This is a genomic window from Thermanaerothrix solaris, from assembly GCF_032334255.1.
Classification (GTDB): domain Bacteria; phylum Chloroflexota; class Anaerolineae; order Anaerolineales; family Anaerolineaceae; genus Thermanaerothrix; species Thermanaerothrix solaris.
In genome coordinates this window covers 310,794-335,443 of sequence record NZ_JAUHMF010000001.1, presented here as the reverse complement: position 1 = coordinate 335,443, position 24,650 = coordinate 310,794, and the positions used below count along the sequence as shown (strand labels likewise).

Below are 24,650 nucleotides of genomic sequence, written 5' to 3'. Positions count from 1 at the left end.
AGGCAATCTAGCAATGGCAACGCATCATCTTGATTTGGGGGCTCTTGCACAGGCTTTACCCATACCCGCTTCAATTGAGGATCGGCAGGGTTATGTTTTGGGGTGGAATGCTAGAGCCGAGAATTTACTGGGGTGGCCAGCAGAAGAAATATTAAAGCAACCCGCCCCCTATTGGGGCGATGAATTCATGACACGAGAAACATTATGGAATTCTAACCCACCGGCTCAGTTTCCCATTCGAATCGCGTTAAAAACCCAAAGTGGGGTAGCAAAACTAGTCCATCTCCGCGCCGCGGTCTTATCGTTGCTTCCACAGGATGATGTCCTGCTTTTAACCTTTGAACCCATTCCGGAAAATAGCTCCTTATCCGATTCTTTAACAACAAGTCAAGCCACATTAAGCACTCTTCTTGCCAACCTACCTGGCGCGGCCTATCGTTGCCGCAACGATTCCCAATGGAGCATGGAATTTATCAGTCGGGGTTGTTATGCCCTTACCGGTTACCCACCAGAGGATTTTATCCAAAACCAGAAAAGATCCTTCGCAGACATTATCCTCCCCGAAGATCGCCAGCAAGTTTGGGAACAAGTGCAAGCAGCGATTGATCAGCATCAACCCTACCAACTGATCTATCGCATCCGCAATGCGGATGGTCAGATACGTTGGGTCTGGGAGCAAGGACGAGGCATATATGATCCCAACGGACATCTCGAAGCCCTTGAAGGTTATATCAGCGATATCACGGACTTAAAGCAACGAGAAGAAGAACTTGAAATCATTACAAGCCTTAGCCATGCACTGAGGAGCGCACGCTCTCAATATGAGGTGTATCCCATTATCCTCGCCCGTCTTAACCGCCTTTTGAATGCTGAAGGGATAGCATTAACTATTTACAACTCCGAGGCTAACGAGATCATCATCGAAAAAGCGTTAGGATGTTTTGAGTCCTTAACAGGAAAGCGTCTCTCTCCCGAGTATGGGATCCTTCGTAAAGTGGTGTCGAATGGGCAAATGCAATTCATTGAACAAGTAACCTCATCTATTGATCCCGAACTGGCCCTTCCTGGTACAGTTCATTCACTTTTAGCGATCCCATTGATAGATCATGAGCAAACGTTAGGAGCAACGATCATCGCACGTAATCGCTCTTTTACCTTGAGTGAAGTGCGTCTAGTCAATGCCATAGCCGATATCACAGCGGTGACATTACGTCGGGTTATGCTCGCTGAGCAAACCGAAAAACGTCTCAACCAAATGAGTGCGCTTCGCACCATTGAAACTGCCATCAACGCTAATCTTGACTTGCGCTTCACCCTAAATATCTTGCTCGACCAGGTAATCCATCGTCTTAACCTAGACGCCGCCGATGTGTGGCTCTATCACGAACAAAGTGGCCGTTTAAGTTATGGTGGGGGGTATGGCTTTCGCGGACTAAATATACGTACCGCTCCTCTTCAGTTAGAGTATTCTCTTCCTGGGCTGGTGGCTAAAAACGGTTCCCCACTCTTCATACCTGACTTACGAAAAAGCAACATTTCTATCCGCCACACAGTGCCGTTGGAAGAAGAAGGCTTTATTGCTTACTATGGCTTGCCGCTCATTTCACGCCGTCGTCTACATGGCGTTCTCGAACTTTTTCACCGTAAACCCCTGAAACTAAGCAACGATCAAAAAGAATTTCTTGAATCCCTGGTATCCACTACAGCAATTGCCATTGATAACGCTCGCCTTATCGAAGATCTAAAACGCACAAATGCTGAATTGGTCCAAGCCTATGATGAAACTATCTTAGGCTGGTCACTCGCTCTTGAGATGCGCGACTCGAGCACCGAGAACCATACTCGACGTGTTACAGAAATGACAGTACGCCTTGCTCAGGCCATGGGAATCACTGGTGAAGACCTAACACAAATTCGTCGCGGTGCAATTCTTCACGATATTGGAAAAATGGCTATACCTGATCACATACTACGCAAGACTGGCTCGCTTACCGAAGAAGAAGCCGCTATCATGCGCTTGCACCCTCTTTTTGCCCGCCAAATGCTCGAGTCTATTGCATTTTTACGCCCTGCCCTGGCCATCCCCACCTACCATCACGAACGATGGGATGGAACGGGTTATCCCTTCGGGCTTAAAGGTGAAGAAATCCCTCTTCCGGCACGGATTTTTGCCGTTGTGGACGTCTGGGATGCTCTTCGGCATGATCGCCCCTATCGAACGGCCTGGCCCGAAGAAAAAGTGCGCGCCTACCTGCGAGAGGAAGCCGGTAGTCATTTTGATCCTAAAGTGGTTGAAAGCTTCTTGCAGTTACTCGATAATCTCAAGGGTGAAGATTTATAAAAAGATGCCCTCCCCACTTAGCCGCGCGGACGCATTCCTAAATTGGCAGTAATTTCTGAAAGAAATAAAGCCCCTGGCAGACTGGCTAGCATATAAAGCAAACGCATGAGTGTTGCCAAAACCAGCGCGGCCTTTGGCTCCACTCCCCCAAAATGGGTGAACAGAAAGGTAAGGGAAAACTCTTGAATTCCTAGCCCATTGATGGATATAGGGATCAGTGTAACAAAATAGGCCAGACTCCACAAAGTCCCTACTTGAAAAAACGATATGGTCTGTTGCATGCTCCCCAAAAGCACCCATGCCGCTAGAAATGTAAATACCATATGACCATAGGTCGCTAAAAGAGCCAACACAATGCCATAAGGGCGTTTCAACCAAATACCGATAGTTTCAATTACACCTTTCACAAAGCGACGGCTTCGATCAACAACATTTGACCAAGTTCTCACCATTACTGGTAGAGCCCACCACGTCATAAAAAAGCGTTCAATCGTTGGCCAGATCATTGGAATTCCCCAAGGTAACAACGTTGCCATTCCGATAGAACCAACAACGCGATCCATCAGTAGTGAGGCCACCCCTGTGCTGGCTTTCATCTCATGCTGAAGAACACCGATTAGCCGCACAGCATCACCCCCCACCGTGGTGGGCAAGAAATTTGACGCAAATAGCCCCATAAAAACCAAGCGCAGTGCTCGCCGGAGGGTCATGCGTACTCCCGCCGCGCGCAAGAGAGCTAACCATCGAAGTGTCACCATGAACCGCGAAAGAAAGGTGAAGACCAAAGCTAAGAGGAAAACACCTAACGGAACCGATTTAAGCATACGGAGAAATTCATCTAACCCATAAGAGAATAGTAGATAGATTGTCAATGCTATCCCCAGGAGCGTGCCAATCAACCGCCATAGAGAGAGGCGCTTGGGTGCATTTGTGAGTTGAGAATTCTTTTCATCCATTGGCAAGGTGAATTTTATGCATAATTCTTCACCCTGACCAGGGCGGAAATTCCTCCAATATCCGTGTCAAGCCAAAAGATAATGTTACCGAACGGCTATTGTTCTGCCAAAAGATAATGTTACCCAAGCGGCCACTCCTTTCAGGGAAGGTGGGATGGAAAAGCTGAATGTCAAAGAACAATCTGGCCAGTTGGCCTTCGGGGGTGCCACACAAGCGCTGATAGCCAACGACCAGCCGATCAGACATGTGAATGCTCTGGCTGTTGTAAGGTCAGGCGGACATCCTCCACCTGACCCTCTGGAGCACAGGGCAGGTGGGCGAGGCGGTCAACCAGCGCCTGGATCTCTTCACGCAAGCGCATGGGATTGGTTTGCTCACGCAGGGCCAGGCAGGCCGCCTGTTTCTCCGGGGAGAGTGCACCGGCCTGGATGAGCCGTTCGAGAGGCGGGATGGCAGGAGCGTACATACGTTTGACTTTGGCAGGCGTTTGTTCGGAGCGGATGCGTTTTTCTTGCAGGCGCAGGACGGGCTGGAAGAAGTTATGGTATAGCCAGAGTTTGTCATAGAGTTGGTTGAGCAAATGGGTCTGTTCCACCGTGTCCAGCCGACCATAGCCGACATAGGCGCGCACCAGCGAGAAGTTGTTTTCTTCCACAAAGCGATTGTCGTTCTTGTGAAAGGGACGGCTGCGCGAAACGTCTGCTTTCACTTTGTCCTTCCAGTAACGCAGGAGATGGGCGTTCAGGAACTCGCTGCCGTTATCCGGGTGCAATTCGCGGATTGCGAAGGGTAAACGCTGGCGAATGCGCTCAAAGCCGTCCTGCATGACCAGCCAGGAGCGTCCCAGCACTGCCACACACTCACTCCAGCCACTGGCCACGTCCACCAGTTGCAGGGTGTGGACGTATTGTCCCTGGGAGCTTAAGCCGCAGTGGTGCACCAGGTCGACTTCCAGGTGCCCGGGCTGACGTTCCTCCCAGGCAATGCGCCGCATCGGGATGAACGACTTCACGCTGGAAGTCGGGGCCGGGCGTCCCACCCGATGCGCCAGGCGCTGGGCAGCCCGTTGCGAAGCCGGCAAGCGCCGCCGCACACTGGAAATGCTGATCTTTCCCAGCAATTCCAGCGTTGTCTCGCTCAGGAGCAATTCACCGTGCGCTTGCAAGTGCCTGGCCATCCAGACCAGGTTCGGTTGCAGACGTTCGGCACAGGGATAATCCAGACTGCGAGCGATCACCGCAATCGCCGCATCTACCTCCGGCCCATACCTCTTGCCGCGCTCCCGCTTACGCCGCTTGCGTCCTAGCTCCCCATTCAGCAAACGGATCAGCGATTTGCGGTGCAGGCCGGTCACGGCCTGGGCTTCATCCAGCAGACGGCTGCGCTCTTTGCGCCCTTCCGCCCGCCAGTACCGCAGCCGTATCTTGTGTAAGTACTTGCGACGCTCATCTACGGTCATTGGATCGGTTTCGGCCATCTCGTTCACTCCGGTAACATTTTCTTTTGAGTGAACGATCATACCTCGGTAACATTTTATTTGATAGAATGCGATATCTACCTCTTCCACCTCAACCGGAGTATAATCCGTGCGAGCACCAGCGACCACGCTGGCAATTGTTGTGAATCGGAGGCCAATGCGAATGGAGCAACGACACGTCAACTTAATTCTCATCGCTATTCTCCTCATTGCTGCCATCTGGATAGACCTTCCCCAAAACCCCGGTATCAAGATAGGTAATTTTGAAAAACGATTTGAAACCGTCTTGGGACTTGACTTGCGTGGTGGTATGCAGGTCATCCTCAGCGTTCCTCCGGAGATAGCCGTAACTCAACAGAACCTCCAGGATGCCGCTATTATTTTGGAAAACCGGAGTAATGCACTGGGAGTTAGTGAGGTGGTTTTTCAGACCGCAGGCGAACGAATCATCGTGGGAGAGTTCCCCGGAGCGACCAATGCTGAGGATGTCATTAACAAAATTCGCCAGGTCGGTCAACTGGAATTTGTAGACTTTGGCGACACTCCCGTGCCAGAAGGCACCATCATCGAGACCGATTTCGGTATAACAACCAACACGAGTACCGAGACCCCTGCTCCCACGATAACCCCTACAATTGGTGAAACGCCTACACCGGAAACCACTCCTGAAAGTTCACCCACTCCAACTGCTACACCAACCACCCGCTATCACACTGTGCTTACCGGACGTGATTTGAAATCCGTGGGCGTAAGCCGCGATACTTTAGGACGCTATGTTGTGGATATCGAATTCACCGACGAAGGGGCGCGTATTTTCAAGGAATGGACAACCCAAAATGTCGGTAAGTACTTGGGAATTGTATTGGATAAACGCGTCATTTCCTCCCCGGTAATTCGCGAACCCATAACCGAAGGCCGAGGCCAAATTGAAGGTAACTTCACCAGCGAGAGTGCCAATGCCTTGGCTGTTCAGTTACGCTATGGCGCCCTTCCTATCCCGCTAAATATCGAGCAAATTCGCGTTGTCGGTCCGACCCTGGGGCAGGATTCCTTGCAGAAGAGCTTACTGGCGGGAATCATTGGCTTCATAATTGTGATGCTATTTATGGGTATTTATTATCGTTTACCGGGAATAGTTGCTAATCTCGCCCTATTGACATATGCTGCGATTACCTTTGCCGTCTTCAAGACCATTCCGGTAACCTTAACTTTACCGGGTATTGCCGGATTCCTGCTCAGCACGGGTAGCGCCTTGGATGCCAACATCCTCATCTTTGAACGCCTCAAAGAAGAGTTGCGAAACGGTCGCAACCTGCGCCAAGCTCTTGATTTGGGTTGGAAACGTGCGTGGTCGTCTATTCGCGACTCCAACATCTCGGCGCTGATCACCAGTGCCATTCTCTTCTGGTTTGGCTCAACCTTTGGTGCCAGTTTTGTTAAGGGTTTTGCGCTAACCTTAGCCCTTGGTGTTATGGTTAGCCTCTTCACGGCTATTGTTGTCACCCGGGCACTACTTGAAACAACTGTCTTCGATCTCTTCAAGAACGTGGATAAAAAACCAGGCTGGTTTGGCCTCTAGAAGGAGCCCCCATGTTAGATATCCTTGGAAAACGCTATCTTTTCTTTGCCCTCTCCCTCCTGGTCATTGTCCCAGGGTTAATCATCCTCGCTGTTAATGGTCTCCCTTTAGCCATTGACTTCAAGGGTGGGTCCATATTGGAATTGCGATTTCCCAGCGGTAATTTGCCAGACACCGAATCGGTGGTCAATCTCTACACCGAACTCGGATTCAAAGAAGTACAAGTTCAAACAGCCCTCAGCCCTAGTGGCCAACGTGATCTTCTAGTTATTCGTTCTCCTTTCATAGACGATGAGACTAAAATCAAAATTGTTCAAACCATGCAAGAACGGTTTAACGCCCCGGATATCGTCGTCAACCGGTTTGATAGTGTGGGTCCGGTGATCGCCCAACAAGTGACCGAACGAGCAGCGCTGGCTGTAGCCGTAGCGGCCTTGGCTGTTGTCTTGTACATCACCTATGCATTCCGCGGTATCCCCCATGCTTTCCGTTATGGGGTATGTGCTATTATCGCCATGATTCACGACATCCTGGTCGTGTTCAGTTTGGTTGGAATCGGCAGCATCCTCTTCGGTTGGCAAATGGACTCGCTTTTCTTAACGGCGTTGCTTACCGTAGTTGGATTCTCAACCCAGGATAAGATCGTGGTGTTTGACCGCATTCGCGAGAACAGCAGTATTTACCGCAAATTGCCTTTTGAGAAACTGGCCAATCACTCGATCATTCAGACCCTCCAACGATCCATTAACACCCAATTGATGACGGTTGAATTTATGCTGCTCTCGTTGGCGCTCTTTGGAGGTGTTACCTTGCGCGAATTTGCAGTCATTTTGTTGGTTGGGTTATTCAGCGGTACGTATTCCTCGATCTTTGTTGCTGCTCCTATCCTGGTGGTATGGGAGAATCAAGAGTGGAAGACGTGGTTTAAGCGGCAGGCTACTGCCTAACCACTTCACCTTATCAACGAAAGCCGGCGGCTAAGGTTTTGGTCGCCGGCTTTTTGTTGCCGAATGGTGTCAATTATCAACAAAAGTCAAGAAATCTGGCGAATGACGACACGCTACAAGACGGCTACAATTATATTGGCGTTGGGAAACGGCCAATTTATCCATCCAAAGATAACTCTTGAGAGGAGAGGATTTTCCATGCGCAAAGAGGTGGTTTTGATCACTGGTGCCAATGGCGAGATGGGCCATGGCCTTATTCAACATCTTGGACAGCAAGGCACTTTCGACATTATCGCCCTGGATGTTCAACCCCTGGATGATCATCTTAAGCCTTACTGTTTGCGTGCAATTCAAGGGGATATCTTAGACACGATGCTTCTTGGCCGTTTGGTGGCTGAGTTTGAAATACGCACCATTTATCATCTAGCCTCCATCCTTTCTACGAAAGCCGAATACAACCCTGAAGCAGCTCATCGAGTAAATGTCGAGGGGACTTTGAACCTGCTGCGGCTAGCGGTGGAGCAGTCTCAATGGCAAGGCAAGCCGGTAAAATTCCTTTATCCTAGTTCCATCGCTGTCTACGGTCTCCCTGATCTCGAGACTAAACGCTGTGCTGGAAAAGTAAAGGAATACAACTGGCTTGAACCCACCACCATGTATGGCTGCAATAAACTTTATTGCGAACACCTCGGGCGGTACTATGCTCGTTACTACCGTCAATTAGCAGCGGATTATGGGCAAAGTAGCGTGGATTTCCGCAGTATTCGCTTCCCGGGGTTAATCAGCGCTGTTACTCTCCCGACCGGAGGCACGAGCGATTATGGCCCCGAAATGCTCCATCATGCCGCTCAGGGTCTCCCTTATAAGTGCTTTGTGCGCCCTGATACACGCCTGCCCTTTATGGCAATGCCCGATGCCATTAAGGCTTTGCTTCAGCTAGAGGCCGCTCCGCGCAGTGCCCTCAGCCAATACGTCTATAACGTCACTAGTTTTAGCATTAGCGCTGAAGAGTTTTATCAGATTGTCAAAAAAGCCTTCCCAGAAGCCGAGATCACTTTCGACCCCCATCCCAACCGTCAGAAAATCGTTGATTCCTGGCCGGAAGATGTAGATGATTCCGCAGCCCGCCAAGATTGGGGCTGGCAACCCGACTATGATTTGGAACGCGCCTTTTCAGAGTATTTGATACCAGCAGTACGCCAGCGGTACGAAGTGGCACGCCAAGTCAGATAAACCCATCTATTCCTGGACATACAGGCTTACTTTTGGTCGGACTGTGGATTTTACCGTTGTTAACACCTCAATCATGTGATCGGAGGTAAAACAATGGTCGAATCAACTCATGAGGCCAACCTTCAGAGCCAAACCCTTACTTTTAAGGCTGAGACGAAACAACTGCTTGATATCTTGATTCATTCACTTTACACGGAACGTGAAGTTTTCTTGCGCGAACTAATTTCCAACGCCGCCGATGCCCTAACACGGATGCAATTCATCCTCCTGACCGAGCGCGAGGTAGTTGACCCCGAGGTCGAATTAAAAATCACCCTCATCCCAGAGCCTGAGAAAAGGATTCTGCGCATTATTGATACTGGCATTGGCATGACCGCCGAGGAGATGATCGAAAATCTGGGAACAATCGCCCACTCAGGAGCGCGGGCCTTTATCCAGGCTGTTAAGGAGACGCAGGCTAATCCTAATGATATCATTGGTCAATTCGGAGTTGGTTTTTATTCAGCCTTTATGGTTGCCGATCAGATAGAAGTGATTTCACGTTCTTACCAACCTAATGCTTCAGCAGCCCGTTGGTATTCAAGAGGACAAGAGACATTCCAAGTTGAACCCGCCGAGAAAACCAATCGCGGAACAGAGGTAATCCTTTACCTGAAGGAAGACGCGAATGAATTTACCCAGAGCGTTCGCTTGCGCGAAATCATCAAAAAGCACTCCGAATACATTCCCTATCCAATATATCTTGGGGATGACCAACAACCCGTCAACCGTCAAAGTGCTCTTTGGCGTCAACCCGCAAAAGAGATCAAGCCTGAAGACTACGAGTCCTTTTATAAACAACTTACGCTGGATTTCCAACCGCCGCTTTTCCATTTGCACTTGGTCATTGATGCACCGGTCCAAGTTTACGCCCTTCTGTATATTCCAGCCTCACCTGAGCGCGGCTTGTTAAGCGCCCGCCAAGAGGAAGGCTTGAAATTATATGCCCGCAAGGTGTTGATTCAAGAGTACAATCGCGATCTACTTCCCTCGTTTTTCCGTTTTGTGGATGGTGTAGTTGACTCCGAGGATTTACCACTCAATGTGTCTCGCGAGTCAGTGCAAGCCACACGTCTCTTAGCCCAATTGAAACGCATCCTTACTACCCGCCTTATCGAAGCCCTGAAAAACTGGGCCAAGGAAAAACCGGCGGATTACATCACTTTTTGGCAACGTTTCGGTCGTTACATCCGCGAAGGTATTGCAACCGATGAGGAATTCGGTGAATTGCTCACCCCATTGCTCCGCTTCCCCACACTCTACAAGCCAGATCAGTGGCTTTCTTTAGATGACTACATCCTCACCATGCCCGCCCGCCAGAATAAAATCTATTACCTGATCAGTGATTCGGTCGGAAGTGCGCTCAACAGTCCTCACCTCGAGATTTATCGCCGCCACCATTACGATGTGCTGTTGTTGACCGACCCAATGGATCCTTTTATGATGCTTCACCTTAAGAAATACCAAAACCTTGAAATTGCCAACGCAGCCACCGAAGAACTATCACCACCGGATACAACTTCTGAAGCACAAGAAACTGAAAAAAAACCACTTTCCACTGAAGATGAAGCGCGCTTGATTTCGCGAATAAAATCTATCCTTGGTGACCGGGTTGCCGATGTCCGCACAACCCAACGCTTGGACGAATCACCCGCACGTTTGGTTGGGAGGCAGGGTGATCCACCTCAAGAACTCCAACGCCTCTATCGCCTGCTGAATGCCGATCAGTCCATCCCTCAATTGGTCTTAGAGATCAATCCTTTTCATCCGCTCATCCACTATCTAAATACTCTCCCAGAGACCGATCCACTATTCCGGTTAAGTGTGGAACAAATTTACGAGGGTATGCTACTGCTGGAAGGTCTCCATCCTAATCCTAATGACATGGTCAAACGCCAATATGAGATCCTTCTTCACGCTCTCAAAGCAAAACACCAGCAGGAGTAATTCAGATGACAAAACCACTGGTTTTTATTACCCGACAAATCGCTACTGATGCCACCGCGCGCTTGCAGGAAGTGGCTGATGTGGAAGTATGGCCCCAGGAAGACCCTCCCCCATTAAGTGTGCTGTTAGATAAGATTTCTCATGTCGATGGGATTATCACCATGCTTACCGATCCGATTAACGCCGAAGTTATCAAAGCCGCCTCGCCTAAATTAAAGGTCATCAGTCAAATGGCGGTTGGCTTTGACAACATAGATGTCGCAAGAGCAACAGAACGAAAAATCCCCGTGGGTCATACCCCAGGTGTACTCACCGAAACGACCGCCGACTTCGCCTGGGCGCTTATCCTCGCTGCCGCTCGCCGTGTTGTCGAAGCAGACCGCCAGGTTCGAAAGGGCATTTGGAAACCTTGGGGTCCTGACGTACTTACTGGCTTTGATGTCTATGGCGCTACCTTAGGAATCATTGGCTTTGGGCGCATTGGTCAGGCCGTTGCGCGGCGTGCCAAAGGATTTAATATGCGCATCATATATCATAGTAGACAACGCAAACCAGACGCCGAGCAAGAACTTGGTGCCAGTTATGTCTCTCTCGAAGATATCTTCCGCTTTTCTGACATCCTCAGCCTGCACTTGAACTATACACCTGCGGCATACCATTTGGTAAATCGTGAACGATTATCCCTAATGAAACCATCAGCAATCTTGGTCAACACCTCACGCGGTGCCGTTGTGGATTCAGAGGCACTGGTGTGGGCATTACAAAACAAAGTCATTGCCGCCGCGGCGTTAGACGTATTTGACCCTGAACCAATACCCCCCAACCACCCATTACTGTTCATGGAAAACGTCGTCCTCACCCCGCACATCGCCAGCGCAAGCCGCGAAACGCGACGCCGTATGGCTTTCATGGCAGTGGATAATGTTGTTGCGGCACTAGCAGGTAAACCCATCCCCTATTGCGTTAACCCCGAGGTTTATCAATGATTTATCCCTCATTTGTGATTAATGACCCACCAAATCGGTACATTTGTTCAGACCAAATGCGGTTAAAATTCGGCATGTTTACGACTTCAGAAATGGGAGGACTATCGTGACCCAAGACGTCTTAACCAGTTTAATACGTCCGCGCAGTGTGGCGGTTATCGGCGCTTCTACGCAACCCGGAAAGATTGGTTACACCGTTGTTAAAAATCTGATTGAGGGGGGGTTTTCTGGGCGCATTTATCCCGTCAACCCTAACGCCTCAGAACTCCTTGGACTTAAGGTCTATCCCAATGTTACCGCAATTCCCGACTCCGTAGATGCCGCCATTATCACCATTCCGGCCAAGGCCGTACTTCCTGCGATTGAAGAATGTGGGCAAAAAGGGGTCAAAGGGTTGATCATTATCACGTCGGGTTTCAGCGAGGTTGGCCAAAAAGACCTGGAACAAGCCCTTGTCGAGACAGCCCACCGCTATGGAATGCGCATACTGGGGCCCAATATTGTAGGCGTTCTCAGTAACACCGACCGTTTCAACGGCTCTTTTGCCCCCTTCCTTCCACTCCCTGGCAAAGCCTCTTTAGTCTCCCAGAGTGGGGCATTACTAATCGCAATTGACGCCGCGACGTTTATTCGCCGCGTTGGGTTCGATAAATTGATCTCAATCGGAAACATGTCGGATGTTGATTTTTCCGACTTGATCACCTGGCTGGACCAGGACGAGAACACCTCTTGTATTTCCCTATATATTGAAGGTTTCAAAGAAGGACGTCGTTTTATTGAAGCCGCCCGAAATGCTCGTAAGCCAATTATCGCTCTGAAAGCAGGTGTGTCTGCACATGGCGCCGCTGCTGCGGCTTCTCACACCGGCTCCTTGGCTGGCGCGGCTCGGGTCTACGGCGCCGCCTTCCAGCAGGCTGGTGTTGTCCAGGCCAGCGACTTGGATAATCTCTTTGATCGCACACTTGCCCTCTCTCTACAGCCTCCAATGCGTGGCGATCATCTTTTGATTATCACCAACGGCGGTGGGGTTGGCGTTCTAGCCACCGACGCCGCTGAAAAATACGGCTTACCTTTACAATTTGCACCTGCGGATCTTCAGAATGAATTGCGCCAATACATGCCCGAATTTGGTTCGCCCAAGAATCCAGTAGATCTTACCGGAATGGCCGGCGCTGATTGGTATTTCGATGCCATTCGCCACGCTCTACCTCATTCCTGGGTGGATGGTTTGGCCGTTCTCTACTGCGAAACCGCGATGACCGATCCCCAAGAGATTGCCGAAAGTATCCGCCGAGCGGTGGACGAAAGCGGCGTTACCGACAAACCCGTCGCTGTCTCATTTGTTGGTGGGGAACGTTCCGAAGATGCCATGCGCTGGTTGGTTGAACACGGCATTCCTGCCTATGGGGCCCCGGATATTGCCGTAAATGCCTTAGCCGCACTACGGGAATTCGCGCGTATGAAGGAAACACTAAGCGAAAACTTCGCTACATGCGATGCCAACAACCCAGAGCGCGCCCGCCAGATCATTGCCCATGCACGAGCCGAAGGACGTGATGTGCTCACTGAAATCGAGGCGAAAGAAGTATTTGCAGCCTACAATCTCCCGGTAGCAGAAACCCGCCTGGCAACCAGCGAGCAGGAAGCCGTACAGATTGCTCATGAAATCGGCTACCCGGTGGTAATGAAGATCGTTTCACCCGACATTATCCATAAATCGGATGCTGGCGGAGTAAAGGTCAACATCAAAGACGATGCAGGGGTGCGTGAGGCTTATCGCACCATTTTGAACAACGCCAAATCCTACAAGCCCGATGCGCGCATTCATGGGATTGCAGTACAGGAAATGGCTCCCTGGGGTACCGAAGTGATTTTGGGTTCGGTAAACGATCCTACCTTCGGCCCCACGGTTATGTTTGGTTTGGGTGGGATCTTTGTCGAGGTGCTCAAAGATGTAACTTTTCGCGTTGCACCAGTTTCAGCAACCCAGGCTCAACGCATGTTGGATGAAATCCGTGGCGCCCCGGTTCTAGCAGGGGTTCGTGGTGAAGGGCCGCGTGACCGCCAGGCTTTGGCCGAAACCATTTGCCGTTATGCGACCATGATTCTTGACCTCGCTGACGAGGTAAGTGAATCAGACGCCAACCCCGTACTGGTTTATGAGATTGGTAAGGGGGTTAAAGTCGTAGATGCGCGGATAATTCTCAAGAAAAAACCGTTGAAGTAAAAGTTGCATTAGAAAAGGCGAGGCCGGTGAGTTAACCGGCCTCGCTGTTCTTCTGCCTTTTCTCAACCTCAATACGCACCAATTCGCGACGCAAAACCTTACCCACAGCCGTGCGTGGCAAAATATCCACAAATTCAATCTCCTCCGGCACCTTATATCGTACAAGATGGCCCGAACACCAACGTTTTAAATCCTCAGCCTTCAAACTTATTCCGGGGTTTAGTACAACCCAAGCCTTAACCATTTCTCCTTTCTGAGGATGAGGCACACCCGCGACAGCAACCTCTTTTACCCCGGGGTGAGTTGAGAGTACCTCCTCAATTTCACGCGGCCAGACCTGAAATCCCCCCACTTTAATCAAATCTTTCTTTCGGTCTACCAAGTAGAAATAGCCCTCGGTGTCCATGTAGGCAATATCACCGGTGTACAACCAACCTTCACGTAGGGTAAGTGCAGTCTCTTCGGGTCGTTGATGATAACCTGCCATGACCTGTGGCCCACGGATGATCAACTCACCTGGTTCCCCCACCGGACATGGTGTGATCCCATCTTCCACATTGACAATTCGGCAGTCCACATCCGGGAGAGGCAGACCAATAGAACCAATTCGATTCTCGCCTTGCATTGGATTACAATGCGTGGCAGTTGGTGCCTCGGACAATCCATAACCCTCCATTACTCTTCCGCCTGTTAACCTTTCAAACTCCAACTTGGTCTCACGGAGCAGCGGTGCAGAGCCCGAAATACACGCCTTCACTGAAGTGAGGTTTACCTTACCTGCCAACACTTGGGGATGGCGATTGATGGCCTGATACAAGGATGGTACACCGGGGAAGAGTGTCGCGCGATACTTTTGGATGTTATAAATAACGGTCTCGGTATCTCGTGCATCCGGAACCAACACCAGGCTTGCGCTCAAGGCGATTCCCACACTCATCGCAATCACCATGCCATAAACGTGAAATAGTGGGATGGCGGCTAGGACTACCTCTTCCCCCTCGCGCAACCCTACCAGCCAATGCCGAAACTGTAATGTGTTGGCGACCAAATTGCGATGTAACCCAATAGCAGCCTTGGGAATTCCGGTAGTACCTCCGCTATATTGAAAAACCGCGGCATCCTCCGGGTTCAACAACGGCAAGGGAACTTCATTGCTTGGATGAACACCAAGAAGTTCAGAAAGATGTAGTTCACGCTGTCCTTCAATCGCCGCTTGGTTGCTTTTCAGAGGTTGTGCCCATCTCTCCAAAAGGTCTAAGTCTTCATCATCGGTTAAAATCCAGCATTCCAATGGCGTGTAATCCGCTAGGGCTGTAAATACCCCGGCCAGTTGCCGCAACCCCACCACCATTCGAACTCCCGCATCAGTTATCGGGTAGGCCAGTTCACGTTCTCGATATGCCGGGTTTAATGCCACCACAATACCACCGGCCCTAAGAACGGCATAGAAGGTAATCACAAATTGGGGTGAATTGGGTAACACAACCCCAACCCGATCCCCCTTCCGTAGCCCTAAGGCGCACAGCCATCGCGATAAATGGGTGCTTAGCGCGTCCACCTGAGCATAAGAAAGGGTTCGGTCGCGATAGATGGTGCAAGCCCGCGAAGGAAACTGCTGAGCCGCTTGGCTTAAAAACCACGGTAAAGCAACTTGAGGATAATGGATCGTATGAGGTACGCCTGGATCGTAGTAATTTAACCAGGGTCTTTCCATAGTAAATCTAACCCTTCTTTTCTGTGCCTTGGAATTGGAGCGCGGAACCACGCTCCTCTGAGTAAATTTGCCACGCCGTCTTATCTTCAACCAAGACTAAGATTTCATTTACAGTCCCTTCATTGACCTCAAGCCAATGAATCCGGGGATCATCTTCACGAAACCAGGTGGCTTGTCGGCGTACGAAATCACGTGTTCGCCTTTTCATCAGGGTGATTGCTTCATCCAAGGTTATTTCACCTCGCAAGTAGCGAATAATTTCATGGTACCCAATGGCAGTAAGCGGCGGCAATTCAGGCGAATAACCCTTAGCCAGTAATGCCTTAACTTCCTCAACCAATCCTTCATGAATCATTTTCTCTATCCGTTCGTCTATCCTTTTATAGAGTTCCGTGCGCGGACGCTTTAACCCCACGATCAGCAAGGAATAGGGCACCTTTCCACGCCGCCGTTGTTCTGAAAAACGCTTTCCTGTTCCCAAGATAACCTCGAGGGCACGGATTATGCGTCGGATGTTACGTGGATCAATGGCTTGAGCAGCAGCCGGGTCAAGGAGCCTTAATTTCCGGTGCAATTCCTCAGCACCGATCTCTTTTGCCCATCGCTCCAAGGTCTCCCGTAAACGGTGATCGGGCGCCTGAGGGGGAATCTCCCAACCCTCAATGATCGCTCGCACATACTGACCGGTGCCACCTACCAAAAGGGGTAATTTACCGCGCTGATGAATCTCCTCAATAATTCGAGCGGCCTCTCGCTGGTATAACGCCAAACTCCACACCTCGTCTGGTTCGGCAACATCAATCAAATGATGAATAACGCGCTGGCGTTCCTCAGATGAAGGTTTAGCCGTGCCAATATCCATACCTCGATAGAAGAGACGCGAGTCCGCCGAAACAATCTCTGCATCTAAGCGCTCGGCAACCTGGATAGAAATCTCCGTTTTGCCCACCGCGGTCGGCCCAACAATAACAACAAGCGGTCGGGGAATTTCACACCACGACATTTTCAATCCAAACTAGTTCTGGGGATCCTTTTTCCCGAGAATGCCGAATTGCAATGACATCCACGCGCCAGTTTCCCTCAAAATCCGGGTGTTGTTGCAGATAATACAACGCAGCATTAAGCAGATGTGCTCGCTTTTGTCTCGTCAAGGCTAGTTCCGGCCATCCAAAGGCATCCGAAGATCGAGTTTTGACTTCCACAAAAACTAAGTCATCGGCTCGTTTTACAATCAGATCAATTTCCCCGTAAGGTGTGTGAAAATTCCGTTCTACCATCACAAACCCACGAGCCACTAAATAATCTATTGCCTGTTGTTCGCCCCAGGCGCCTAAAGCCCGATTATGGGATATCATTTGCAATCTCGTCCATGATTTTACCCCAGCCAATTCGGGATTTCAAAATCACTTCTGGTTTCCGCCGTACCATAATTCTATGCTAAACTCAGATAGTAAACGACGTATGCGCGCAATTCAGCCTTTCCTGCTATCGCTTCTTCTATTGATGTTAGCAGCGTGTGCAAAACCAGGATCCCCTTGCAACGATCCTGCGGGCTGTTACGTGATTTATCCTGGCGAAACCATCCTTTTTGGCGTTATCGCACCATTGAGTGGTGACCAATCGTGTTCTGAAGTTCGCACCACACTGGAAAATCTCCAGAAAAGCATAACTGGGAAAAAGATCAAAGGACATCCGATAGATCTTAGCATATGGGATACTTATAGTACTGATAAAGCCATCGAAAATGGTTTGGTGGCATCCTTTTCACAGCCCACGTTAATCGCTTCGCTGGTATTAATGTGTGATTCCTCTTCTCGTAGTGAAACTTTGAGGGCCTGGTTAGATAACAATTTTTTGATTTTGACCGATCCGTCTCAACTCATCGAAAGCATCAACCAATTAGATCAATTTGCGGTTGAACGCGAAAATATCCTTTTTATTCCCCGCAGTGCTTGGATGGTGGGTATAATCGAGAAACAACTGAAGTCAACGGAAGGTTATGACGAACGCTGAAGTAATTGCCATTGGTACCGAGTTGCTCTTAGGCGAGATACGGGATTCCAATATCCAGTTCATCGCACGCATCTTGCGAAATTTAGGTATTGACATGTTCCGAGCCACCTTGGTGGGAGATAATGTTACCCGTATTGCCAATGCAGTAGGCGAAGCTCTGCAACGAGCGGATATTGTAATCACTAGCGGTGGTCTAGGGCCCACCGTTGACGACCCCACGCGTGAAGCTATAGCCATGGCCTTGGGAGTGCCGCTGGAATTTAGACCTGAACTCTGGCAACAAATCACAGAACGCTATCATCGCTTTGGTCGCCAACCCGGAGAAAACGCCCGTCGCCAGGCATATATTCCCCAAGGAGCAGTTCCCATTGAAAACCCGGTTGGAACTGCACCCGGCTTTTATTGTGAAATTGGTTCACGTGTTGTCATCAGTCTACCTGGCGTTCCAAAAGAACTCGAATATCTCATGAATAATAAAGTAGCCCCTTACTTAAAAGAGCATTATGGTCAACAGGGAATCATCAAAACGCTTGTGCTCCGAACCGCCGGAATTCCCGAATCTCAGATTGATGAATGGTTGGCTGATTTTGAGCGCTTGATCAATCCCACCGTTGGGCTTGCCGCCCACCCCGGAATGGTGGATATTCGACTGACCGTCAAAGCCGCTACCGAAGCCGAAGCCGACCAAATGCTCGAGAACCTCGCGGCCCAAATCCGTACCCTCTTAGGGGACTCCATCTATGGGACGAACGAACAAACACTGGTTCAGACCGTTGCTGATTTACTAAATAAAAAACGCTGGTCACTACACGTACTTACCTGTGGCTTTGACAGTAACTCGCTGACCGATATGTTGATCAACGGCCACTTTGAAAATATTGCAATATTCAATGTTCAAGCCCCCTGTCTTGAGTTAAAACCCACAATCGAGGTAGAACTCTCCCAATTTGATCATCTGGCTGATGTGTTCTTAGTTGCAAATATGCAAGAGAATGGGCCTGTCGCCGAATTGTTACTACAAACCAGAACCCCAACCATTATGATTTCGGATAAGCGTTATTTTGGTGGTCCCCCTGCCAACCGCTCAATTTGGGCAATTAATACAGCCTTTGATTTCATCCGTCGCGTGCTGATCACCAACCCGATTTAAATTCATACCCATACAGGAGAGCAATTATCTATGCCTGCCGCCGATTTGATCCTCAAAAATGCCGTAATTCTTACTATGGATGAAGCCTTCCACATTTACGAACCCGGCGCCATCGTCATCCGGGGTGACACCATTGTGGCTGTAGGTTCAGAAAATGAGATTTTGAATCAATATACCACGCTCCAAATGATAGATTGCCAGGGTAAAGTCCTGATGCCCGGCTTGATCAACGCCCACACCCATGTACCAATGACGCTGCTTCGTGGCCTAGCTGACGATTTACGCCTGGACGTCTGGCTGCTGGGCTATATGATGCCCGTTGAGCGTGAATTTGTTTCGCCTGATTTTGTTCGCCTGGGCACTCAAATCGCCTGTGCCGAAATGATTCGTAGTGGTGTTACGACCTTTGCCGATATGTATTACTTTGAGGATGACGTCGCGAGGACGACCGCAGAAATCGGTATGCGTGCCGTTTGTGCCGAAACCGTCTTAAAGTTTCCCACCCCCGATGCTCAATCCTTTGAAGAGGCCCTGACGTACACCCGTGATTTTATTCAGCGCTGGAAAGGGCACCCCCTCATTACGCCAGCCGTTGGACCTCATGCCCCTTATACCTGCACCGCGGAAATGTTGCAAGCCGCTGCCGAACTGGCTTTGGAATTCGATGTCCCTCTCCATATCCATATTTCGGAAACCCAACAAGAAGTTGAAACCATGCGCCTCGAGCAGGGAATGCCAGTGGTGCCTTATATCAAGAAGCAAAATGTGCTTCAAGCAAAGGTGATTGCGGCCCATTGCGTTCATATCGATGAAGGGGAGATTCGTACCCTGGTGCATCACAACACTGGTGTAGCACACAACCCCTCTTCCAATTTGAAACTGGCTTCCGGAATCGCGCCGGTGAAGCGTATGCTGGAATTGGGCGTTAATGTGGGAATCGGCACGGATGGACCCGCTTCGAATAACGACCTTGACATGTTTGAGGAAATTCGGTTAGCCTCATTCCTGGCAAAAGGCGCCAGTAGTGATCCAACAGCACTGCCTGCCCGCCAAACTTTAGCCATGGCAACCCGGCTAGGAGCAAAAGCATTACATATCGGCGATCAGGTTGGCTCCCTCGAACCCGGCAAACGTGCCGATTTAATCCTCGTGGATTTACGCGCAATTCATAATTCACCTCGCTTTCACCGCGACTCTCAGGGAATCTACGCCCAAATCGTCTATGCGGCAAAATCCACTGATGTTACCGATGTGATGGTCAACGGGCGCTGGCTCATGCGCGATCGTGAATTACTACGCATCAACGAAGCCGATTTAATCCGCGCCAGCCAGGATTATGCCCGACGAATTGATTACTTCCTCATTCAACGTGAACAATCCCTGCTCTCCAAACTGCTTGCTTTGGGTGAAGAGACCGCTGAGGAAGAATCCTTTGAAGTGCAAGCTAAGGTTGTCGTTGATGATCCGGCATTAATCCGCCAGATTATTGAAAGTCATCCCGATATTGAAATCCTTCGTCAACGCCATTATCAAGAATATGATACCTACTTCCTGTTTGCTCCCCCGGAAAACAGCCGCCTGCGCTTCCGCGAAGATCACTTTGTCGAACCCGATGGACGAGTGTCTCGAGTTCGCACACGATTGACCCTGATCGGTCCTAGCCGCGAAGGGCAATTTGCGAAACAAGTTTTGCTTTCCCGCAGCCGTTACCTGGCCACAGCCACTCACAGCCTGCGCTTTTATCGCGAATACTTCAAACCCCAGCAAATGATTGAAATTGAGAAAGAACGCTATCGCTATCTGGTGCGTTTTCAGGGCACAGAATTCTTTGTCAATGTAGATAGTGTGACCCATCCCCCTCTGGGCCACTTCCTAGAGGTCAAAAGCCGTACTTGGAGTCGCAAAGACGCCGAACAAAAATCCCAGCGTGTGGTAGACTTGATCCAGTTACTGGGTGCCTCGCCGGAAAAGACCATCTCTCAGGATTACATCGAGATGATATTGCAAGACACCCCTTCAACTCACACCTAACAAAAGCGCGATGCTAGAAAAGGCTTCGTCTCGTCTTGTCCGGGTGCTTTTCCTCGCCGCAGAAGCCGCACCATTAATCAAGGTCGGCGGGCTCGCTGACGTAGCCGGCTCGCTCCCACGCGCTCTGCGGCGCTTAACGTCTTCCTCATGCGACGTTCGATTAGTGCTTCCCATGCATGCGGGCATCGGTCAAAAACTGGACTCCGTTCAAAAATTCACCGAGTTCGAGATTGAAACGGCCAATGGTAGAGCATTACCCGCCACCATATTCCAAAGTGAATTTCAAGGCGTTCCTCTCTACTTGATCAGCGGTTCACCAATTCCGCCGGATGCTCCCATTTACACTGGTAGTACAACCGATGGGGAGAAATACGTTTTCTTTTCCCTTGCCGCTCTCGCTCTGACTCAATACCTTGTCACGGCGTGGGGCGAAACCATTCTTCATGCGAATGACTGGCATACGGCTTTAGCGGTATACATGCTGCGAATGCAGCAAATCACGCACCCCAGCCTTAGAAAAGTGCGGTCTTTGCTGACCATTCACAACTTGCCATACATGGGACAAGAAGCTCGCCCTGTGCTTGATTATTATTTAATCCCACCTGCTCAGTCTACTGCGTTACCGGAATGGGCGCAGAACCTTCCGCTTCCCATGGGGCTCTGGGCAGCTGACCACATCAATGCTGTTTCTCCAACCTACGCCCAAGAGATCCTTACGCCCGAATTCGGTTGTGGGCTGGAGATATTCCTTCAAGGACGCAAGGACCACCTGAGTGGGATCCTAAATGGTTTGGATGAAGAAGAATGGAATCCGGCCAAAGATTTCACCCTTGCCGTTCCCTATGACTGGCAGCATTTGGTAGAACGACAACACAATAAAGAAGTCTTGTTGCGTGAAGTGCAATTGGATACTGAGCCTCACGTTCCATTACTCATCATTGTCAGTCGTCTGGATCGCCAAAAAGGAATTGACATCGCCTTGGAAGGCTTGGCCTTGTTGCCCGACCAACCATGGAATTTGATCATCCTGGGGCACGGGGATGCCAATTTGGAAAAAATGTGTACCGACTTTTTTCAAACCTATCCTGATAGGGTCCGCTTCTTCCCACGCTTGGATGTGACATTAGCCCGCAAACTCTATGCAGCGGGTGACATTTTGCTGATGCCATCGCGCTATGAGCCCTGTGGGTTAACACAAATGATTGCTATGCGTTATGGATGCATTCCAGTTGCCCGTGCTACCGGAGGCCTAAGAGACACCATTGAAGATGACCCCACCCTACAGCGCTCAACGGGTTTTCTTTTCACAGATCCTACCCCTCAGGCTTTTGCTCAAAAACTGCGTGAAGCACTAATTTGTTATCACAACCCCAATCTTTGGGTGGAAATTCAAAAACGGGCAATGCAGAAGGATTTCTCCTGGCGGCGGTCCGCACAGGCGTATTTTGAGCTTTATCAGAAATTACTCGATACATAACCCATTTCAGCACATGGAGGATCACCAATGGAATTTTCCCGTGCCTCAGGTATTCTTTTGCACCCAACCAGCCTGCCGGGTCCATATGGAATCGGCGACCTCGGCCCAGAAGCCTACCAGTGGATTGATTTTCTTGCCGAATCACAGTGCACACTCTGGCAGGTGCTCCCTCTGGGACCAACCGGTTACGGAGATTCACCCTATCAATGTTTTTCCGCCTTTGCCGGAAATCCATATCTTGTCAGCCCGTTTCTTCTATATGAAGAAGGACTACTCCAAACAAACGACTTGAGCCAGCGACCGGCATTTCCAGAAAACGCTGTGGACTACGGTGCAGTAATCCCCTGGAAGTTGGGACTGCTCGACCGTGCTTTTCAAGAATATGAAAAGAACCCCGCTCCATGGGCGGAAGAGTTCGAGAGGTTCAAAAATGAACAGGCCTATTGGTTAGATGATTTTGCGCTCTTCATGGCTTTGAAAACTGCGCACCAAGGCGCTCCTTGGAATAAATGGGATCCCGCATTTCGTCAACGTCATCCTCAGGCTTTGGCGGAATTCAAGGAAAAAAACTCCAGGCGTATTGATAGTTTTAAGTTTTCTCAATTTTTATTCTTCCGGCAATGGAATGCTCTCCGTGACTACGCCCACAGTAAGGGAATCCAGATCATTGGAGATATTCCAATTTTTGTCTCGTACGATAGCAGTGATGTGTGGGCAAATCCCAATCTGTTTTACCTGGATACAGCCGGAAACCCAACCGTTGTCGCTGGCGTTCCACCGGACTATTTCTCTCCTACCGGCCAATTATGGGGTAATCCACTTTATCGCTGGGATTACCACGCCCAAGAGGGATATTCCTGGTGGATTGAACGCGTTCGTTCTACGCTTCAACTTGTGGACATCATCCGTTTGGATCACTTCCGTGGGTTTGCAGCGTACTGGGAAGTTCCCGCCGGTAACCCTACAGCAGAGAAAGGACAATGGGTATCTGGTCCTGGTCTGCACTTCTTTGAAGCCGTGCAGAAAGCACTCGGCGACTTACCCTTTATTGCCGAAGATCTGGGGGTTATCACCCCAGACGTTGTCGCGTTACGGGAGCGCTTTGGCTTTCCAGGTATGAAAATCCTCCAGTTTGGTTTTGAGGGAGGGCCCGAGGATCCTTTCTTGCCTCATAACTATGAGAAAAACTGTGTGGCTTATACCGGAACTCACGATAACGATACCGCTCGTGGATGGTACAACCGCGTTGACGAAAAAGCCCGTGATTACGCCCGCCGTTATCTGGCTTGTTCCGATCACGACATCGCTTGGTACATGATACGAGCCATTTGGTCTTCCGTTGCCATTATGGCTCTTGCCCCAATGCAGGATGTGCTTAACTTGGGGAACGAAGCACGCATGAACTACCCAGGGCGCCCCTATGGGAATTGGACCTGGCGTATGAAAAGTAATGACCTCAATCCTGCATTATCAGAACGCTTAGCGGAGATTAATTACATTTTCCGCCGTGATTCTTCCGAAAACTCGCTTCAACCGTCAGGTGAGGTAGATCTTCAAACCAATTAATTTGGCGTGGAAAGGGTAGAACGGGAGGCGAGGTAAATTCCCGCAAGAATAATCCCGCCTCCCACAATTTCCCCCCAGGTAGGCAATTCTGCCAGAAATAACGAGGCTAAAATCATTGTTCCCACTGGCTCACCTAGTAAACCAAGGGTTACGAAAGAAGCCGGCAGAAAGCGCAGGGCCCAATTAAAGGCTGAATGTCCCAGAATCTGTGGTCCGATCGCCAACGCTACTAAAATGATCAGGGCCCGCCCCGAATAAGGCCATAGGCGTTGGTGGGCGATCCCGACAAAGCCCAGTAAACACACTGCTGCCACACCATACACGATCGTAATATATGGCAATAGTGAGATTCGGGGACGAAAATACCGGCCTACCAACATATAACCTGAAGCAAAAAGAGCCCCGGATAGGGCGAGGAGATTACCCACCAAGTAGTCTCGTTTTTGGATCGAATCTCCCATCAGGCAGGAAATACTCATCCCCTCAAAGGCGCAATTTCCTTGCAGGCCGATCCAAATGCTGCCCACCATTGCCATAATCAACCCTAACCAGACAGATGAACCGGGTTTCTCATGCAAAACTAAAGGGGACAGAAGTGCCACCCAAAGCGGCGTCGTGGTTACTAGCACCACCGAACTGGCAACAGTGGTGTGTTCTAAAGAGGTGATCCACGCCGCAAAATGACAGGCCAGAAAAAAACCACCCAGAACGAGCCACACCCAATCTTTGCCCTTGAGGTTAGCGGTGTATTTACGTTTCCACCCCAGGGGGAATAAAAGCAGTGTTGCAATACCTAAACGATAGGCGGCAATAACTAATGAGGGCACCTCGCGCTGGGCGAAACGGATCAGAATGGATGCGGTGGATATTGCCAAGATGCCAAGAAGAAGAACAAAAAAAGGGATTATTTTCCGAGAGCGCTTTTCCAACCCAAAGGCCTCAAAAGGATAAAACTCCTTCAAATTT

19 protein-coding genes are annotated in these 24,650 nt (G+C 50.0%); 12 read left to right on the top strand and 7 right to left on the bottom strand.

Going from position 1 to position 24,650, the window contains the following annotated elements:
• Positions 1-13: 13 nt before the first annotated feature.
• Positions 14-2,341: an HD domain-containing phosphohydrolase gene (locus QYE77_RS01555; protein WP_315623584.1), complete on the top strand. Its 2,328-nt coding sequence runs from the start codon at positions 14-16 to the stop codon at positions 2,339-2,341.
• Between the two features lie 17 nt (positions 2,342-2,358).
• Here the strand turns inward: QYE77_RS01555 and QYE77_RS01550 are convergent, their stop codons facing one another.
• Genes QYE77_RS01550 through QYE77_RS01540 form a run of 3 tightly spaced genes read right to left on the bottom strand, consistent with a single transcriptional unit; the run spans position 2,359 to position 4,970 of the window.
• Positions 2,359-3,297, bottom strand: coding sequence for a lysylphosphatidylglycerol synthase transmembrane domain-containing protein (locus QYE77_RS01550; RefSeq protein WP_315623583.1), 939 nt, complete (start codon positions 3,295-3,297; stop codon positions 2,359-2,361).
• 28 nt (positions 3,298-3,325) lie between these two features.
• Positions 3,326-3,544: a hypothetical protein gene (locus QYE77_RS01545; protein WP_315623582.1), complete on the bottom strand. Its 219-nt coding sequence runs from the start codon at positions 3,542-3,544 to the stop codon at positions 3,326-3,328.
• Positions 3,537-4,970, bottom strand: a complete 1,434-nt coding sequence (locus tag QYE77_RS01540; RefSeq protein WP_315623581.1) for a hypothetical protein — start codon at positions 4,968-4,970, stop codon at positions 3,537-3,539. Before QYE77_RS01540 ends, QYE77_RS01545 begins: the two co-directional genes overlap by 8 nt.
• Here QYE77_RS01540 and secD point away from each other — a divergent pair.
• The 6 genes from secD to QYE77_RS01510 all read left to right on the top strand — a co-directional run bounded on the left by secD (position 4,939) and on the right by QYE77_RS01510 (position 13,733).
• Positions 4,939-6,354 carry a protein translocase subunit SecD gene (gene secD, locus QYE77_RS01535; RefSeq protein WP_315623580.1) on the top strand — a complete coding sequence of 472 codons (1,416 nt, stop codon included), beginning with the start codon at positions 4,939-4,941 and terminating at the stop codon, positions 6,352-6,354. The two genes, QYE77_RS01540 and secD, sit on opposite strands and share 32 nt — an antisense overlap.
• A gap of 11 nt (positions 6,355-6,365) precedes the next feature.
• Positions 6,366-7,301 carry a protein translocase subunit SecF gene (gene secF / locus QYE77_RS01530; protein ID WP_315623579.1) on the top strand — a complete coding sequence of 312 codons (936 nt, stop codon included), beginning with the start codon at positions 6,366-6,368 and terminating at the stop codon, positions 7,299-7,301.
• A 198-nt stretch (positions 7,302-7,499) separates the two neighbouring features.
• Complete coding sequence (locus QYE77_RS01525; protein ID WP_315623578.1) at positions 7,500-8,534, top strand: NAD-dependent epimerase/dehydratase family protein; 1,035 nt, start codon at positions 7,500-7,502, stop codon at positions 8,532-8,534.
• 93 nt (positions 8,535-8,627) lie between these two features.
• Positions 8,628-10,520, top strand: a complete 1,893-nt coding sequence (gene htpG / locus QYE77_RS01520; RefSeq protein WP_315623577.1) for a molecular chaperone HtpG — start codon at positions 8,628-8,630, stop codon at positions 10,518-10,520.
• Between the two features lie 5 nt (positions 10,521-10,525).
• The gene (locus QYE77_RS01515; protein ID WP_315623576.1) at positions 10,526-11,506 is read left to right on the top strand and encodes a 2-hydroxyacid dehydrogenase; all 981 of its coding nucleotides are present in this window, start codon (positions 10,526-10,528) and stop codon (positions 11,504-11,506) included.
• Between the two features lie 106 nt (positions 11,507-11,612).
• Positions 11,613-13,733 (top strand): acetate--CoA ligase family protein, encoded by a 2,121-nt coding sequence (locus QYE77_RS01510; protein WP_315623575.1) that lies wholly within the window; start codon positions 11,613-11,615, stop codon positions 13,731-13,733.
• A gap of 31 nt (positions 13,734-13,764) precedes the next feature.
• Here QYE77_RS01510 and QYE77_RS01505 read toward each other — a convergent pair whose 3' ends face one another.
• Genes QYE77_RS01505 through QYE77_RS01495 form a run of 3 tightly spaced genes read right to left on the bottom strand, consistent with a single transcriptional unit; the run spans position 13,765 to position 16,802 of the window.
• Positions 13,765-15,447 (bottom strand): long-chain-fatty-acid--CoA ligase, encoded by a 1,683-nt coding sequence (locus QYE77_RS01505; protein WP_315623574.1) that lies wholly within the window; start codon positions 15,445-15,447, stop codon positions 13,765-13,767.
• A 7-nt stretch (positions 15,448-15,454) separates the two neighbouring features.
• Positions 15,455-16,450: a tRNA (adenosine(37)-N6)-dimethylallyltransferase MiaA gene (gene miaA, locus QYE77_RS01500; protein ID WP_315623573.1), complete on the bottom strand. Its 996-nt coding sequence runs from the start codon at positions 16,448-16,450 to the stop codon at positions 15,455-15,457.
• A complete protein-coding gene (locus QYE77_RS01495; protein WP_315623572.1) occupies positions 16,437-16,802 on the bottom strand; it encodes a YraN family protein in 366 nt (121 codons plus the stop codon). Before QYE77_RS01495 ends, miaA begins: the two co-directional genes overlap by 14 nt.
• Positions 16,803-16,908: 106 nt before the next feature.
• Between QYE77_RS01495 and QYE77_RS01490 the strand changes: the two genes are divergently transcribed.
• The 5 genes from QYE77_RS01490 to malQ are packed head-to-tail and all read left to right on the top strand — an operon-like array spanning position 16,909 to position 23,684.
• Entirely contained in the window at positions 16,909-17,460 is a 552-nt protein-coding gene (locus QYE77_RS01490; protein ID WP_315623570.1) for a hypothetical protein, read from the top strand.
• Positions 17,447-18,610, top strand: coding sequence for a competence/damage-inducible protein A (locus QYE77_RS01485; RefSeq protein WP_315623569.1), 1,164 nt, complete (start codon positions 17,447-17,449; stop codon positions 18,608-18,610). The genes QYE77_RS01490 and QYE77_RS01485 overlap by 14 nt, the downstream gene beginning before the upstream one ends.
• Before the next feature lie 30 nt (positions 18,611-18,640).
• Positions 18,641-20,641, top strand: coding sequence for an amidohydrolase family protein (locus QYE77_RS01480; RefSeq protein ID WP_315623567.1), 2,001 nt, complete (start codon positions 18,641-18,643; stop codon positions 20,639-20,641).
• Positions 20,642-20,651: 10 nt separating this feature from the next.
• Entirely contained in the window at positions 20,652-22,118 is a 1,467-nt protein-coding gene (locus tag QYE77_RS01475) for a glycogen synthase (protein ID WP_315623566.1), read from the top strand.
• 27 nt (positions 22,119-22,145) lie between these two features.
• Entirely contained in the window at positions 22,146-23,684 is a 1,539-nt protein-coding gene (malQ, locus tag QYE77_RS01470) for a 4-alpha-glucanotransferase (RefSeq protein WP_315623564.1), read from the top strand.
• Here malQ and QYE77_RS01465 read toward each other — a convergent pair.
• Positions 23,681-24,613, bottom strand: coding sequence for a DMT family transporter (locus QYE77_RS01465; protein ID WP_315623562.1), 933 nt, complete (start codon positions 24,611-24,613; stop codon positions 23,681-23,683). The two genes, malQ and QYE77_RS01465, sit on opposite strands and share 4 nt — an antisense overlap.
• Between the last annotated feature and the right edge of the window lie 37 nt (positions 24,614-24,650).